This is a genomic window from Methylobacterium sp. 174MFSha1.1 (genome assembly GCF_900116815.1).
In the GTDB taxonomy this organism is placed as follows: Bacteria; Pseudomonadota; Alphaproteobacteria; order Rhizobiales; family Beijerinckiaceae; genus Methylobacterium.
The window spans coordinates 61,930-77,916 of the sequence record NZ_FPCB01000011.1 but is presented as its reverse complement, the minus strand read 5'-3'; the positions used below and the strand labels follow the sequence as shown (position 1 = coordinate 77,916).

Below are 15,987 nucleotides of genomic sequence, written 5' to 3'. Positions count from 1 at the left end.
CCGCCGATGAGCGCCCTGCCCGCCGCCCGCGTGCCTCAGGTCTCCGAGAGCGACTTCACGCGCTTTCGCGACTTCTTCTACCGCAAGACCGGGATCATGTTCGCCGACAACAAGCGCTACTTCGTCGACAAGCGCTTGCAGGAACGGATGCTCGCGATCGGGCAGATTGCCTTTCGCGATTACTTCAACACGCTGCGCTTCCAGGCCAGCGGCGACGAGTTCCAGGCCCTCGTCAACCTGATGACGGTCAACGAGACCTATTTCTATCGCGAGGAATACCAGTTCCATTGCCTGACCCGCTCGATCCTGCCCGAGATTGCCCGGACCAAGCGGCCGGGCGAGCCGGTGCGGATCTGGTCGGTGCCCTGCTCCACCGGCGAGGAGCCCTACTCGATCGCCTTCCAGCTGCTCGACAACTGGGCCGGCATCGACCGCTACGACGTCGAGATCGTCGCCTCCGACATCGATACCGGCGTGATCGAGCAGGCCCGGCGCGGCCTCTACGGCGACCGGTCGGTGCAGCACGTACCCCGCGACACGCTCTCCCGGTTCACCCGGCGGGTGCGCGGCGCCTACGAGGTGATCCCCGACATCCGGGACTCGATCTCGTTTGCCCGCGTCAACCTCTCCGACCCGCTCTCGACCCGGCAGTTCCGCGGCTTCGACGTCGTGTTCTGCCGCAACCTGCTGATCTACTTCGACGACGCCTCGCGCCGCGACGCCGCGCAGACGATCTTCGACGCCCTCAATCCCGGCGGCTTCGTCTGCCTCGGCCATTCGGAATCGATGAGCCGGATCTCCTCGCTGTTCGCCATCCGCAAGTTCCCGGAGGCGATCGTCTACCAGAAACCCCTCGATGCGGAGGCCTGAGATGGCACGTGTCCTTGTCGTGGACGATGCCACGACCGTCCGCATGTACTATCGCGATGTCCTGGAAGAGGCGGGGTTCACGGTCGAGGAGGCGGTGAACGGCTTCGAAGGCCTGGAGAAGGCGATCGAGCGCAGCTTCGACCTGCTCGTGGTCGACGTGAACATGCCCAAGATGGATGGCTACGCCTTCCTGCGCCAGGGCCGCGCGACGCCCGAGCTGCGCGCCGTCCCCGCCCTGATGATCTCGACGGAGTGCCAGGAGCGCGACCGGGCCCGCGCCTTTGCTGCGGGCGCCAACCTCTACCTCGTCAAGCCGGTCCAGCCGCAAATCCTGGCCGACGCCGCCCGCCTGATGGCCGGAGCCGCATCGTGAAGAACGCCCTCCTCGCCCAGTTCATTCCCGAGGCCCGGGAATGCCTCGAGATCGCCGGCAGCGGCATGCTGCAGCTCGAGCGGTCGCCCGATGCCGACGCCCTGAACGACGTCTTCCGGGCGGTGCACACCCTCAAGGGCACCTCCGGCCTGTTCGATGTCGCGCCGCTCACCGCCCTCGTCCACGCGGCGGAGGACCTCTTGGTCGAGGTGCGGACCGGCGCCCTCGCCCTCGCGCCGGAGGTCGTGGACGGCCTCCTCGACAGCCTCGACCTCGTCGGCCACTGGATCGACGCGCTCGAGGCCCGCGAGCGCCTGCCCGAGGATGCCGAGGGGGCGATGACCGACCGCGTCGCGAGCTTGCGCCGCTGGCTCGGCGGGCCCGCCCCGCAAGCGGCGGCCGCGGCCGAGCCGTCCCCGCCGCCGGCCTGGCTCGCCGCCTGGCCGGAGGAGGACCTGCGCACTGCGTACGCGGCCGGGATCGGGCCGCTCACCGCCTGGAGCTACGAGCCCGACGAGGCCGGCTTCTACCGCGGCGACGACCCGGCCCATCTCGTCTCGGGATCGCCGGGGCTGGTCATGGTGCGCGCGATGCCGCGCGAGCCCTTCCCGCCGGTCGAGGCGTTCGATCCGTTCGTGTGCCTCCTGCGCTTCGAGGTGGTCTCCGCCTCCTCCGCCGAGGCGTTGGCCGACCATCTGCGCTACGTCGTCGACCAGTCGAGCGTGGCCGGCATCCGGGCGGAGGACCTGATCGTCCTCGGGGGCGCACAGGACGATTCCGAGATATTCGGCGACTTCGCCGCCCGGGCGCAGGGGCTCGTCGCCGCCGGCGACCGGGCCGGTCTCGCCGCCGCGGCCGGCGCGCTCCTGCGGATCGTCGGTCCCGCCAGCCGCCAGGCCTGCGCCCTGCGCTGGATCGCCGCCACCGCCACCTCTGGAGAGGCTGGCCTGCTGCTGCGCCTCGTCGAGGCGGTCGGGGGCACCGGCCCGGCGCAGGGACCGGCGCCGGTGCCGGCGGACGCGGCGGGGGCTGAGGCGCCCCTCGCCCCGCCCCCGGCCTCCGTCCTGCGCGCCGCCGCCGAGGAGATCCTGGCCGCCCAGGCCGAGCTCCTGGCCGTCACCGCCGATGCCGGCGTCGCGGAGGGACGCTTCGAGGCGGTGTGCCTCGTCGTCGAGCGCTGCCTGCCGCACGTCGATCCCGCCTGGGCGGCGCAACTGCGGCGGGCGCTGGCCGAGGGCGGCCACGACGCGTCGCGGGCCTTGCGCCTGCGGGAGGCCCTGGCGGCCGGCGCGCCGGCTCCCGCGCCACGAGCCCGGCCCGCGACCGGATTGCCGGAGGCCGGCCCGGGCGACGCCAAGCCGGGCGTTGCCGATCCGGGCGAGTCCAAGCCGGCCGAAATCCGATCGGTCGGGATCAAGCCGGCCGGGAGCGGACCGGCGGAGTCCAGGCCCGCCGAGGACGGCCGCGGGCCCACCCGGATGCTGCGGGTGGAGCAGGGCAAGGTGGACGCGCTGATGAACTTCGTCGCCGAGTTGACGGTGGCGAAGAACGGCCTCGCCTACCTCGCCGAGCGGGTCGAGCAGGTCTCGGGCTCGCGCCAGCTCGGGCGGGAGATCAAGGAGCAGTACGCCGTCATCGACCGGATCGCCCAGGGCCTTCAGGTCGGCGTGATGGCGATCCGCATGATGCCGGTGAGCCAGGTGTTCCAGCGCTTCCCGCGGCTGGTGCGGGACATCTCGCGCAAGCTCGGCAAGGAGGTGGCGCTCGTCATCCAGGGCGAGGACACCGAGGCCGACAAGAACGTGCTGGAGAGCCTGGCCGACCCGCTCATCCACATGGTGCGCAACTGCCTCGACCACGGCATCGAGACGCCCGAGGCGCGGCGCGCGGCGGGCAAGCCCGACCACGGCACCCTGCGCCTGACCGCCCGCCAGGAGAACGACAACGTCATCATCGAGGTCTCCGACGACGGGCGCGGCATCGATCCCGAGCGGGTGCGCGAGAAGGCCCTGGGCAGCGGCCTGATCACGCCTGAGCAGGCGGCGCAGATGGGACCGGAGGACCTCGTCAACCTCGTCTTCGCGGCCGGCTTCTCGACCAAGGAGCAGGTCTCGGATCTCTCCGGCCGCGGCGTCGGCATGGACGTGGTCCGCTCCGCCGTGCGCAAGGCCGGCGGCGACGTCTGGCTCACCAGCCGGGTCGGCACCGGGACCTGCGTGACCGTGCAGCTGCCCCTCACCATGACGGTGACGCGCATCGTCACCGTGATGGTCCGCGGCCAGCATTTCGGCGTGGCGATGGAATCGGTCGTCGAGACCGTGCGGGTGCTGCGCTCCCAGATCCACCGCATCAAGCAGCGCGAGACCTTCGTCCTGCGCGACGCGGTGATCCCGCTCGTGCGGCTCGCCGACAGCCTCGGCCTGCCGCCGGCGGACGCACCGCCGGACGAGGAGGCGGTGCTGGTGGTCCGGATCGGGCGCGAGCGCGTCGGCATCGTGGTCGACGGCTTCCGGGAGCGGATGGAGGTGATCGTGCGGCCGCTGGAGGGTCTGCTCGCCGGCCTCCCGGGTTTTTCGGGAACCGCCCTCCTCGGCGACGGCCGCGTCCTCCTCATCCTCAACCTGCCGGACCTCGTCTGATGCCCTTCGCCCTGACCGACGATTGCCTCCTGCTCACCGGCCACTGCCCGATCGAGGAATCCGAGCCGCTGCTCGACGCCCTGCGCGGGATGGCGGACCCGGTGGTCGACGTCGCCGGCCTCGACCGGGCCCACACCGCCATCCTCCAGGTGCTGATGGCGGTGGCTCCGGCGATCCGCGGCCGCCCGGCCAATCCGGTGGCGGCCGCCTGCCTCGGCAGCCTGCCGCGGGGAGAGCGGGCCGGATGAGCGCGCGGGTGATCGCCGTCTCGAACCGCAAGGGCGGGACGGCGAAGACGACGACGACGGTGAACCTCGCCACGGCGCTCGGCGGCCGCGGCTGGCGGGTGCTCGTCGTCGATCTCGATAGCCAGGGCCATGCCGGCCTCGGCTTCGGCGTCAAGGCGGCGCCCGGCCAGACGACGGTGCACGACGTGTTCCGCGGGGCCGGGGCGTCGCTCCGCGACGGCGTCCGGGCGACCGCCTCTCCGAATGTCGACGTGCTGCCCGCGGACCGGGCCTTCGAGGGCACCGCCACCGCTCCGCCCCTCGCCCTCGCGGCGGCGCTCGAGCCCCTGGCCGGGACCTATCAGGTCGTCCTGATCGACACCGCGCCGACCGCCGACGCGCTGCTCGTCAGCGCGCTGGCCAGCGCCCACCACGTCCTCGTGCCGACGATCCTGCATCACCTCGCGATCGACGGCGTCGGGCAGTTCGCGCGCTCGTTCTTCCGGGTCGCCACCACGCTGAATGCCGGCCTGCACGGCCTGTCGATCCTGCCCGTCCAGGTCGACCTGCGCGTGACCATGCAGCGCGAGATCCTGGAGCGCCTCGCCGTCCAGTTCGGCCGGGAGCGCGTGCTCGCGGGCATCCGCCCCGACGTCGCGCTCGCCGAAGCCTTCGGGCGCCAGCAGCCCGTGAAGGAATTCAAGCCCAGGACACGATCCGTTGAAGATTTCGAATTACTCTGCGATAACGTCATCAGCAAGATCATAAAAGCTGAGCGTTAATCAAAAAACAAGAGATTATTCGAGCAATTTTCCGCAGGGGAATTTGCGCTCGAGATGATGCGATGCCGGGATCACGGCTCAGTGCCTCGATCCCGCCGACGGAACGCGCGCGGCGGGCGGGGGATCGAAGAGGAGTTGATTGTCATGAATCCCATCCTGCTCGTCGATGACTCACCGACGATCCTGTCGAGCATGTCGGGCATCCTCGCCCGCTCGGGCTACGCCGCGGAGCAGGCCGCCACCGGCGAGGCGGCTCTCGCCAAGGTGCAGGGGGGCCTCGCGCCCGGCCTCGTCATCACGGATTTCCACATGCCGGGGATGAACGGCCTCGAGCTGATCCGGGAGCTGCGTAAGCTCGCCGCCACCCGCTTCGTGCCGATGCTGGTGCTGACGACGGAATCGCAGCAGGAGAAGCGCGACGAGGCCCGCAAGGCCGGCGCGACCGGCTGGCTGGTGAAGCCGGTGCAGCCCGAGCAGCTGCTCCAGGTCATCCGGCAGGTCGCACCGGCGGTCCAGCCCCGCGCGGCCTGAACCCTCCGCCGGGCCGCCCCATCCGGCGGCCTCGCCCTCCGCATGCTCGGACCGGCCCCCCGGGCTGACGCGCCAGATTCCTCTCTCCAGCGGGTCGTGCCCGATGCAGATCGCAGTTTTCCCCGCTCCCGCCCGGTCCGACCTGACGGCGCTGCTGCTGGGCGCCGGCGCGGGCGTCACGGTCGGCGCCGCCCTCTGGATCCTCGGCGTGGTCCAGCCCTCGTCGCTGATCCTGGGCGGGGCCTATGCGGGCTGCGGCGGCCTCGCCGTCCGGTTCCTGCAGCGCAAGGCGGGGGCGATGCCGGCCGCCGGCCTCCCGCCTTCCGCCTCGCTCGGTCCGCCGACGGGTACCGCGCCGTCGGTGGGTCCCGTCGCCGGGACGGGGCCGGTCCCCGCCGCGGCCGAGGCCGCCGGCACCCTCGCGCAGCTCGACCCGTTCTTCAGCGTGACCGAGCAGCACCTGCGCAGCATCGTCACCCAGACCGAGACCGCCGCCGCCGACATCATCGCGGCGCTCCAGTCCCTCGACGCGGCCCAGAGCCGGAGCGCCGCCTGCGTCACGCGCACCCGCGGGCGGATGGTGGGCCTCGCCGGCGACAGCGAGGCGGCCCTGCACGGCCTCGCGGAGAGGCTCAACGCCTACCTGCTCGATCGCCTCGAGGGCACGCGCGGCGAGCTCGCCGCCATCGGCGGGGTCGGCGAGCAGATGCACAGCCTCGACACGCTGACGGCGGGGCTGGAGAAGATCGGCACCGCCACGCGGATGCTCGCGCTCAACGCCAACATCGAGGCGAGCCGCGCCGGCAGCCACGGTGCCGGCTTCCAGGTCATCGCCCGGGAGCTCCAGGCCCTGGCCCAGGGCTCCCAGGAGGCGATCGCCGAGGCGAGGCGCCGGGTCGCGACGGTGCAGCAGACCGTGGACGATGTCGTGGTGGCGGTCCGCGGCACCGAGCGGACCCGGGCGGAGGAGGCGCGCATCCGGACCATGATGAGCGACCTCGACGGGATCGTGGGAGACACCACCCGGGCCATCACCGGCATGGCGGAGACCGAGTTCGGCGAGATCGAGGCGCTGAGCGGCCGGGTCGGCGACCAGGTGCTCACCGTGTTCGGCCAGATCCAGTTCCAGGACGTGGTCCGCCAGCAGATCGAGGCGGTGGGCGAATCGGTGCGGATGCTGCACGGCCTTCTCGCCGACCTCCGCTCCACCCTGGACGGCTCCGGGCCATCGGTCCAGATCGACCCGGACCGCCTGCTCCAGGCGGTGCGGGCGCGCTACGTCACCCAGGTCCAGCGCCAGACGGATGCGAGCACCGTCGGGGCGGCCTTCACGGCGCCCGAGGCGCCGATGATCGAGCTGTTCTGATCGCATCGCTCCGGGCGGCCCGCCGGTCGCCTGGTCGTCCGGTGAACCGAACGGCTCCGGGTTTCCCCGCGGGCTCCGGCTTCCGGGAGTCTGTCTGATCGTAGCACCGGAGTCGACAACCCTCCGGGTCATTCCGGGGCTGCGCAGCAGAGCCCGGAATCCAGAGCCGCGGATCGCTCCGAATCAAGCAGAGGGCGTTCCGCTTCGTTCTCCAACACCTGAGGTTCTGGATTCCGGGCTCCGCTGCGCGGCCCCGGAATGACACTCAGGGTGTCAACTCTGTGGGCTTCGATCGATCAAGCTCTCAGCGAACCCGCAGACCCCGCGGCTGGCTGGTCAGCGCCCGACCCGCGCGGCGGAGAAAAAATCTTACAATATGACTATTGCGTCGGCATCGCGGCTGTTTCATGCTCGGCCGACGCACGCAGATGCGCCACGACAAGGACTTCAGGGAGACGCCTCATGCCCGGTGCCCGGACGCATGGCCTTCGCAGGACGCATCGCCTTCTTCTCGCCGCCACGCTGCTGACGGGCCTCGCCGCGCCGGCTGCGTCGGCGGCCGGCCTGACGGTGGGGTTCTCGCAGATCGGCTCGGAATCGGGCTGGCGCGCCGCCGAGACCTCCGTCACCAAGTCGGAGGCGCAGAAGCGCGGCGTCACCCTGAAGATCGCCGACGCGCAGCAGAAGCAGGAGAACCAGATCAAGGCGATCCGGTCCTTCGTGGCGCAGGGCGTCGACGCGATCTTCCTGGCACCGGTGGTGGCGACGGGCTGGGACGCGGTCCTGAAGGAGGCGCGCGAGGCGAAGATCCCGGTCGTGCTCCTCGACCGCGACATCGACTCCTCGGCCAAGGACCTCTTCCTCACGGCGGTCACCTCCGACAGCGTCCACGAGGGCAAGGTCGCGGGCGAGTGGCTGGCCAAGACCGTGGGCTCGAAGCCGTGCAACGTCGTCGAGTTGCAGGGCACCGTCGGGGCGAGCGTCGCCACCAACCGCAAGAAGGGTTTCGAGCAGGGCATCGCCGCGACCCCGACCATCAAGGTCGTGCGCAGCCAGACCGGCGACTTCACCCGCTCGAAGGGCAAGGAGGTGATGGAGAGCTTCATCAAGGCCGAGGGCGGCGGCCAATCGATCTGCGCCGTCTATGCCCACAACGACGACATGATGGTCGGCGCGATCCAGGCCATGAAGGAAGCCGGCCTGAAGCCGGGCAAGGACATTCTCACCGTCTCGATCGACGGCGTGCCCGACATCTTCAAGGCGATGATGGCCGGCGAGGCGAATGCCAGCGTCGAGCTGACCCCGAACATGGCCGGCCCGGCCCTCGACGCCGTCATGGCCTACAAGACCAAGGGCACCGTCCCGCCGAAGTGGATCCAGACGGAATCGAAGCTCTTCACTCCGGCCGACGACCCGCAGGCGGTCTACGAGTCGAAGAAGGGTCTCGGCTACTGACGCCGCGCGTCCCGGAAGACGACCGCATGTCCTCGAGGCAGGACGAGGCCGCACCGCTCCTCGCGGTCCGCGGCCTCACGAAGAGCTTCGCGGGTTTCCTCGCCCTGTCGGGCGTCGACCTGACGCTGAGGGCGGGCGAGATCCACGCGCTGCTCGGCGAGAACGGCGCCGGCAAGTCGACGCTCATCAAGACGGTCACCGGCATCGTCGCGCGCGATGCCGGGACGGTGGAACTCGACGGGACGCCGATCGCGCCGCGCTCGGGCGAGGCGGCGCAGGCCCTCGGCATCGCCACCGTCTACCAGGAGGTGAACCTGCTGCCGAACCTCTCGGTGGCGCAGAACCTCTACCTCGGCCGCGAGCCGACCCGGTTCGGCCTCGTGCGCCACGGCGAGATGCGCCGGCGCGCGACCGCGCTGCTGTCCGCGTTCGACCTCGGGATCGACCCAGGGACGCCCCTCGGCGACCACTCGGTCGCGGTGCAGCACCTCGTCGCCATCGCCCGCGCCGTCGACCTGTCGGCCCGGGTGCTGATCCTCGACGAGCCGACGGCGAGCCTCGACGCGCACGAGGTCGAGATCCTGTTCCGTGTGATGCGCCGCCTCGCCGCGCGGGGTCTCGGCATCGTCTTCGTCACGCACTTCCTCGACCAGGTCTACGCCGTCACCGACCGGATCACGGTGCTCCGCAACGGCCGGCTCGTCGGCTCCTGGGCGACCGCCGCCCTCCCGCGCATGACGCTGATCGAGGCCATGCTCGGGCGAGAGCTCAGCGAGGCGACCGCCGCGACGGGCCATGCGGACCGGCCCCCTGCCGGCGCCGGCGAGAGGGACGCGGTCGCAGTCTTCGAGAATTTCGGGAAACCCGGCTACGTCGCGCCCTTCGACCTGACGCTCCGGCGCGGCGAGGTCGTCGGGCTGGCGGGCCTCCTCGGCTCCGGCCGCACCGAGACCGCCCGCCTCCTCTTCGGCGCCGAGGTCGCGGAGGCGGGGGAGGCCCGGATCGACGGCGCCCCAGCGCGGCTGCGCAACCCCCGCGACGCGATCCGCCACCGGTTCGGCTACTGCCCGGAGGAGCGCAAGACGGAAGGGATCATCGCCGAGCTGACCGTGCGCGAGAACATCGTCCTGGCGCTCCAGGCGAGGCGGGGGCCGTTCCGCCCGATCGCGCGGCGGGAGCAGGAGGCGCTGGCGCGCCGCTACATCGCCATGCTCGACATCCGCCCCCCCGATCCCGAACGGCCGATCGGACTGCTCTCGGGCGGCAACCAGCAGAAGGCGCTCTTGGCCCGCTGGCTCGCCACCGAGCCGCGGGTGCTGATCCTCGACGAGCCGACCCGCGGCATCGATGTCGGCGCGCATGCGGAGATCATCCGGCTGATCCGGCGCCTCTGCGACGAGGGGCTGTCCCTCGTGGTCATCTCCTCCGAGCTCGAGGAGATCGTGACTTACGCCGACCGGGTCGTGGTGATGCGCGACCGGACCCAGATCGCCACCCTCGAGGCCGGCGCCGTCGACGTCACCGCCATCCTGAAGGCGATCGCCGGCGACGAGGCCGCGGAGGCCGCCTGACCGATGCCCCCCCTCTCCCTCCATCTCGGCCGGCGCGGCGCCCCGCAGCTCCTCGCCTTCGCGGCGATCCTCGTCGTCGACTGGCTCGTCTCGCCGCAATTCTTCGACCTGCGGATGCAGGGCGGACGGCTGTTCGGCAGCCTGATCGACGTGTTCAACCGCGGCGCGCCGGTGGCCTTGCTCGCCATCGGCATGGTCCTCGTCGTCGCGACCCGCGGCATCGATTTGTCGGTCGGCGCCGTCATGGCGATCGCGGGCGCCGTCGCCGCGAGCCTCGCCGACGCGCACGCCCTGCCGGTCGTCCTCGCGGCGGCGCTCGGCGCCGGGATCCTGTGCGGGGCCTGGAACGGCCTCCTCGTCGCGGTGCTCGGCATCCAGCCGATCATCGCGACGCTGATCCTGATGGTGGCGGGACGCGGCATCGCGCAGCTCCTCACGGAAGGGCGCATCGTCACCTTCAGCGCCGAAGGCCTCGCCGCCTTCAGCAACGGCGCGGTGCTCGGCCTGCCCGCTCCCATCATCCTGACCTTCAGCGTCCTCGCCGTCACGGTGCTGGTCGTGCGCGGCACGGCGCTCGGTCTCCTCATCGAGGCGACGGGAGCCAATGCCCGGGCGAGCGCGCTCGCCGGGGTGAGCACGCGCACGACGACGCTCGCGGTCTACGTCTGGAGCGGGTTCTGCGCCGCGCTCGCCGGCCTCGTCACCACCGCCGACATCCTGGGCGCGGACGCCAACAATGCCGGCCTGTGGCTCGAGCTCGACGCGATCCTCGCGGTGGTGATCGCCGGGACCTCGCTGCTGGGCGGCCGGTTCAGCGTGCCGCTCGCGGTGCTCGGCGCCTTCATCATCCAGGCGATGAACACCGGCATCCTGCTTTCGGGCCTGCCCTCGGAGACGAACCTCCTCGTCAAGGCAGTGGTGGTGCTCGCCGTGCTCCTCGTCCAGTCGCCCCGGCTCGCCGGCCTGTCGCTGCTGTTCCGGCGGAGGGCGTCGTGAACCGCTACCTCCCGGTCCTCGTCACCGCGTTCGTCTTCGCGGCGGCCTACGCGCTCTGCGCCGCGCAGTTCCCGGCCTTCCTGTCGACGCGGGTCGCCGGCAACCTCCTCACCGACAGCGCCTTCCTGGGCATCGTCGCGGTCGGCATGACGATCGTGATCGTCTCGGGCGGCATCGATTTGTCGATCGGCTCGGTGATCGGCTTCACGAGCGTCTTCCTCGCCCTCGCCATCGAGCGCTGGGGCCTGCCGCCGCTCGCGGCCTTCGCCCTGGCGCTCCTGATCGCGGCCGCCTTCGGGGCGGCGATGGGGTGGATCATCGCCGCCCTCGATCTCCCGCCCTTCATCGTGACGCTCGCCGGCATGTTCCTGGCGCGCGGCGCGAGCTTCCTCCTCTCGACGGAATCGATCCCGATCACAGCGCCGCTCTACGGCGCGGTGAGCGAGGCGAGCCTGCGCCTGCCCGGCGGCGGACGCCTCACGATCGTCGCCGGTATCATGCTCGCCGTCTTCGTCGCCGGCGGCATCCTCCTGCACCTGACCCGGTTCGGCACCGCGGCCTACGCGCTCGGCGGCAACCGCGTGTCGGCCCGGCTGATGGGCCTGCGCGTCGGCGCCCGGACGATCGCGATCTACACCTTGTCGAGCGCCCTCGCGGGGCTCTCCGGCATCGTGTTCTCGCTCTACACTTCGTCGGGCTACTCGCTCTCGGCGGTCGGGGTCGAGCTCGACACCATCGCGGCGGTGGTGATCGGAGGCACACTGCTCACCGGCGGGCAGGGCCTGATGGTCGGCACCTTCCTCGGCGTGATGATCCAGGCGTTGATCGGCACCTACATCACCTTCGACGGCACCCTGTCGAGCTGGTGGGCCAAGATCGCCACCGGCGCGCTGCTCTTCGCCTTCATCGCGCTCCAGCAGGGCCTGTCCGTCCTGGCGCGCCGGGCCCGCCGCCCCGGCGGGGCCACGACTCGCAAGGATCCGGCCCGCAAGAACCCAGCACCGGGCTCCCTCCCCGCCCGGGCGCTGCCGAACGGGTAAATTTTATCCCACCAACGACCTCGTCCTGGGGTGTTAGTCGATTGCAAATCGACTAGCCTCGAAGGAGGCCTCCAGAAATCTCCGAGGTCTCCGGAGGCCTCCTTCGGGGCTCACTGCGTGTGCGATCTTTGATCGCCAGACACCTCAGGATGAGGTGGTGGGTGGGAGCAGAAAGTGTCTCTTGGTGCTGACCCCGCAAGTCAAACAGGCTTCGACACTGCCGCGTCATCGACCGTGGCCGATCCTGCGATCCACGAATTCCTCGCCCGGTCCGGGCTGGTGACGCCCGACGCAAAGGTGCGGCTCGTGCCGCTCACCGGCGGCGTCGCCTCGGACATCTTCCGGGTCGAGGCCGGGGGACGCAGCTTCGTCGTCAAGAAGGCGCTGGCGCGCCTGCGCGTCGCGCGGGACTGGACCGCGCCGGTCTCGCGCAACGCGAGCGAGGTGGGCTGGTTCGTCGAGGCTCGGCGCGCCGTGCCGCGCGCCGTCCCGGAGATCCTGGCGCACGACCCGGAACTCGGGGTGTTCGCGATGAGCTACCTCGATCCCGCCACCCATCCGGTCTGGAAGGAGGAACTGCGCGAGGACCGCGCCGATCCCGCCTTCGCCGCGGCGGTCGGCCGGACCCTCGCGGCGATCCACGCGGCGACCGCCGGCTCGCCCGACCTGGCGCGCCGTTTCGCGAACGACGACACCTTCCACGCCATCCGCCTGGAACCCTATCTCGAGGCGACGGCGGAGCGGCACGGCGACCTCGCCGACGAGCTCTTCGCCCTGTCGCAGGCGACCCTCGGTACCAGACTCGCCCTGGTGCACGGCGACGTCAGCCCGAAGAACATCCTCGTCGGCCCGGACGGACCCGTGCTGCTCGACGCCGAATGCGCCTGGTACGGCGAGCCGGCCTTCGACCTCGCCTTCTGCCTCAACCACCTGCTCCTCAAGGGCGTCTGGCGGCGGGCGCACGCGGCCGATTACCTCGCCTGCTTCGAGGCGCTGGCGCAATCGTACCGCGCCGGCGTGGCCTGGGAGCCGCCCGAGGGCCTGGAGGCGCGGGCGGCCCGGCTGCTGCCGGCCCTGTCGCTCGCCCGCGTCGATGGCAAGTCGCCGGTCGAGTACATCACCGGGGAGGCCGACCGCGACCTCGTCCGGCGCGTCGCCCGGCCGCTGATCGCGGGCCGCGTCTCGCGGCTGGCGCAGGTCCGGGACAAGTGGGCGAAGGAGATCCTGCCGTGACCGACACGACCATCACCGCCGTGCGCGGGCGCCGCGTCTGGGATTCCCGGGGCCGTCCGACCGTCGAGGTCGAGGTCGGCGTGGGCGGCGCCGCCGTCGGCCGCGCGATCGCGCCGGCCGGGGCCTCCACCGGTTCGGGCGAGGCGATCGACCTGCGGGACGGCGGCGCGCCGTTCGGCGGCCTCGACGTGCGCCGCGCCGTCGGCCACGTCGACGGGCCGATCGCCCGGGCGCTCATCGGCCTGGATGCGGGCGATCCCGCCGCCGTCGACGCGGCGCTGATCGCCCTCGACGGGACGCCGAACAAGGCGCGGCTCGGCGGCAACGCGATCGTGGCGACGTCGATGGCCGTGCTGCACGCCAGGGCCGCCGTCGCCGGGCTCCCGGTCTGGCGGCTGCTCGCGGGAGGCAAGCCGGTGCGCCTGCCGCTCCCGGAGATCCAGATCTTCGGCGGCGGCGCGCATGCCGAGCGGCGGGTCGACGTCCAGGATTTCATGGTGATGTGCCCCGGCGCCGGCTCCTTCGCCGAGGCACTGGACTGGACGGCGGAGATCTACCGCGCGGCCGGCGCCCTGATGCGCCGGGCCGGCAAGCTCCAGGGGGTGGCCGACGAGGGCGGATACTGGCCCGTCTTCGCTGCGAACGAGGAGGCCCTCGACACCCTCGTCCTGGCGATCGAGGGCGCCGGCTTCGCGCCGGGGGCCGACGTGGCGATCTCGCTCGACGTCGCGGCCTCGGAATTCGGCCGGACCGGATCCTACCGGCTCGCCCTCGACGGCCGGACCCTGGACACCGCCGGGATGATCGCGATGCTCGGAGGGTGGCTTCGCGCCTATCCGATCGTGTCGATCGAGGATCCCGTGGCCGAGGACGACGCCGAGGGGTTCCGGGCCTTCACGGCAGCCCATGGCGGGCACTGCCAGATCATCGGCGACGATTTTCTCGTGACCGATGCGGGGCGCGTCGAGCGCGCGGCCGCGGCCGGAGCGGCCAATGCCGTGCTGATCAAGCCCAACCAGGCCGGCACGCTGAGCGAAACCCACGCCGCGCTCCTGGCCGGCCAGCGGCACGGCTTCGGCACCATCGTGTCGGCCCGCTCCGGCGAGACCGAGGACACGACCATCGCCCATCTCGCCGTCGGCTGGGACGCCGGCCAGTTCAAGGTCGGGTCCTTCTCCCGGTCGGAGCGCATGGCGAAGTGGAACGAGGTGCTGCGCATCGAGGAGAGCCTCGGCACGCAGGCGCGCTTCGCGGGGTGGGGGGCCCTGCCCTTCCGGCGGGACTCGTGATCATCACGAACACTGCGACCGGGAAGGATCGTCTCTGATAAAACCTTCTATCTGATCCCGCTTGACTTGTTAAGACAGCGCTGCGAGCAATTTATCCCAACCACGACCTCATCCTGAGGTCGTGGATAGAAAAAAATCTTGCAGACCAGTCAAACAGGCTCTCACCGACCCTGATCCCGGCGCGAGCCGGCACCGGGCGATGCCATCGCGACCGGATCGACGAGGCGGTCGTACTGATCCGCCGTCGCGAAGCCCAGGGCGATCGCCGCCGCGCGCGGGGTCACCCCCTCGCTCATGGCCGTCCGGGTGATCGCGGCGACGCGGTCGTAGCCGAGGGTCGGGTTGAGCGCGGTGGCGAGCAGCAGGGCGTTCGCCACGTTGTCGGCGAGCCGGTCCCGATCGACGTCGAGGTCCCGCACCAGCCGCAGGGCGAAGACGCGGGTGCCGTCCGCCAGCACCCGGATCGATTGCAGCAGGTTGTGGATCAGGACCGGCTTGGCGACGTTCAGCTCGAAGGTCCCGGAGGCGCCCGCCGCCGAGACGGTGGCGTGGTTGCCGACGACCTGGAAGGCGGCCTGCACCAGGGCCTCGGCGACCGTCGCGTTGCGCTTGCCCGGCATGATCGACGACGACAGGCCATCGTCGGGAATCACCAGTTCGCCGAGGCCGCAGCGCGGGCCGGAGCCGAGCAGGCGGATGTCGTTGGCGATCTTGATGACCGAGACCGCCAGCACATTGAGGGCGCCCGAAACCTCGACCAGGGCGTCGTGGGCGCCCATCCCCTCGAACTTGCTCGGGTTGGGGATGACGGGAAGCCCCGAGAGGGCCGCGACCTCCGCGCAGAAGGCCTCGTCGAACCCCGCCGGCGCGTTGAGGCCGGACCCGACGGCGGTGCCGCCCTGCGCGAGGCGGTGGAGGCGCGGGGCCACGGCCTCGACGCGCTCGATCCCCGCCCCGATCTGCGCGGCGAAGGCGCGGAACGCCTGCCCGACCGTCATCGGCACCGCGTCCATGAGATGGGTCCGGCCGATCTTCACCACGTCGTCGAAGGCCGCCGCCTTCGCGTCCAGCGTATCGTGCAGCAGGTGAAGCGCCGGCAGCAGCCGGTCGCGCAGCTCCAGTGCCGTGCAGAGATGCATCACGGTCGGGAAGCTGTCGTTCGACGACTGGGACCGGTTCACGTGGTCGTTGGGATGGACCGGGCTGCGCGTCCCCAGGGCCTGGCCGAGGCGCTCGTTGGCGCGGTTGGCGATGACCTCGTTGGCGTTCATGTTGGTTTGGGTGCCGGAGCCGGTCTGCCAGACCACGAGGGGGAAATGGTCGTCGAACCCGCCCTCCCACACCTCGCGGGAAGCCGCCTCGATCGGGGCGGCGAGAGACGGGTCCAACACGCCGAGACGGCGGTTGGCGCGCGCCGCGGCGAGCTTCTGCAGGCCGAAGGCCCGCACGAGGCAGACCGGCAGGCGCTCCTCGCCGATCGCGAAGCCCCCGAGCGCGCGCTGCGTCTGCGCCCCCCAGTAGCGGTCGGCCGGGATCTCGACCGGACCGAAGGCATCGTTCTCGATCCGGGTCGGCGACGGCTCGGTCATGGCGCGTGATTCTCCCAGGAGGATAT

Annotated in this window: 14 protein-coding genes; 13 read left to right on the top strand and 1 reads right to left on the bottom strand. The window is 71.4% G+C overall.

Going from position 1 to position 15,987, the window contains the following annotated elements:
• Nucleotides 1-6: 6 nt before the first annotated feature.
• From BM430_RS10385 to eno, 13 genes are all read left to right on the top strand, one after another.
• Nucleotides 7-870: a CheR family methyltransferase gene (locus BM430_RS10385; protein ID WP_093567180.1), complete on the top strand. Its 864-nt coding sequence runs from the start codon at nt 7-9 to the stop codon at nt 868-870.
• Between the two features lies 1 nt (nt 871).
• Nucleotides 872-1,243, top strand: a complete 372-nt coding sequence (locus tag BM430_RS10380) for a response regulator (RefSeq protein WP_093567179.1) — start codon at nt 872-874, stop codon at nt 1,241-1,243.
• Nucleotides 1,240-3,882, top strand: a complete 2,643-nt coding sequence (locus BM430_RS10375; protein WP_177303007.1) for a chemotaxis protein CheA — start codon at nt 1,240-1,242, stop codon at nt 3,880-3,882. The genes BM430_RS10380 and BM430_RS10375 overlap by 4 nt, the downstream gene beginning before the upstream one ends.
• Nucleotides 3,882-4,130 carry a hypothetical protein gene (locus tag BM430_RS10370; protein WP_093567177.1) on the top strand — a complete coding sequence of 83 codons (249 nt, stop codon included), beginning with the start codon at nt 3,882-3,884 and terminating at the stop codon, nt 4,128-4,130. The genes BM430_RS10375 and BM430_RS10370 overlap by 1 nt, the downstream gene beginning before the upstream one ends.
• Complete coding sequence (locus BM430_RS10365) at nt 4,127-4,891, top strand: ParA family protein (RefSeq protein WP_093567176.1); 765 nt, start codon at nt 4,127-4,129, stop codon at nt 4,889-4,891. Before BM430_RS10370 ends, BM430_RS10365 begins: the two co-directional genes overlap by 4 nt.
• 144 nt (nt 4,892-5,035) lie before the next feature.
• Complete coding sequence (locus tag BM430_RS10360) at nt 5,036-5,422, top strand: response regulator (protein WP_093567175.1); 387 nt, start codon at nt 5,036-5,038, stop codon at nt 5,420-5,422.
• Nucleotides 5,423-5,525: 103 nt separating this feature from the next.
• Complete coding sequence (locus tag BM430_RS10355; protein WP_093567174.1) at nt 5,526-6,788, top strand: methyl-accepting chemotaxis protein; 1,263 nt, start codon at nt 5,526-5,528, stop codon at nt 6,786-6,788.
• A 462-nt stretch (nt 6,789-7,250) separates the two neighbouring features.
• Complete coding sequence (gene ytfQ / locus BM430_RS10350; RefSeq protein ID WP_093567173.1) at nt 7,251-8,243, top strand: galactofuranose ABC transporter, galactofuranose-binding protein YtfQ; 993 nt, start codon at nt 7,251-7,253, stop codon at nt 8,241-8,243.
• A gap of 26 nt (nt 8,244-8,269) precedes the next feature.
• A complete protein-coding gene (locus BM430_RS10345) occupies nt 8,270-9,814 on the top strand; it encodes a sugar ABC transporter ATP-binding protein (RefSeq protein WP_093567172.1) in 1,545 nt (514 codons plus the stop codon).
• 3 nt (nt 9,815-9,817) lie between these two features.
• Complete coding sequence (locus BM430_RS10340; protein WP_093567171.1) at nt 9,818-10,810, top strand: ABC transporter permease; 993 nt, start codon at nt 9,818-9,820, stop codon at nt 10,808-10,810.
• A complete protein-coding gene (gene yjfF / locus BM430_RS10335) occupies nt 10,807-11,850 on the top strand; it encodes a galactofuranose ABC transporter, permease protein YjfF (protein ID WP_093567170.1) in 1,044 nt (347 codons plus the stop codon). Before BM430_RS10340 ends, yjfF begins: the two co-directional genes overlap by 4 nt.
• 234 nt (nt 11,851-12,084) lie before the next feature.
• Nucleotides 12,085-13,083, top strand: a complete 999-nt coding sequence (locus BM430_RS10330; RefSeq protein WP_244539427.1) for a phosphotransferase — start codon at nt 12,085-12,087, stop codon at nt 13,081-13,083.
• On the top strand, nt 13,080-14,372 hold the full coding sequence (eno, locus tag BM430_RS10325) for a phosphopyruvate hydratase (protein WP_093567168.1): 1,293 nt from the start codon (nt 13,080-13,082) through the stop codon (nt 14,370-14,372). The genes BM430_RS10330 and eno overlap by 4 nt, the downstream gene beginning before the upstream one ends.
• A 161-nt stretch (nt 14,373-14,533) precedes the next feature.
• On the opposite strand, the gene BM430_RS10320 is transcribed toward eno, so the two are convergent.
• Nucleotides 14,534-15,961, bottom strand: a complete 1,428-nt coding sequence (locus tag BM430_RS10320) for a class II fumarate hydratase (protein ID WP_093567167.1) — start codon at nt 15,959-15,961, stop codon at nt 14,534-14,536.
• Nucleotides 15,962-15,987 lie beyond the last annotated feature (26 nt).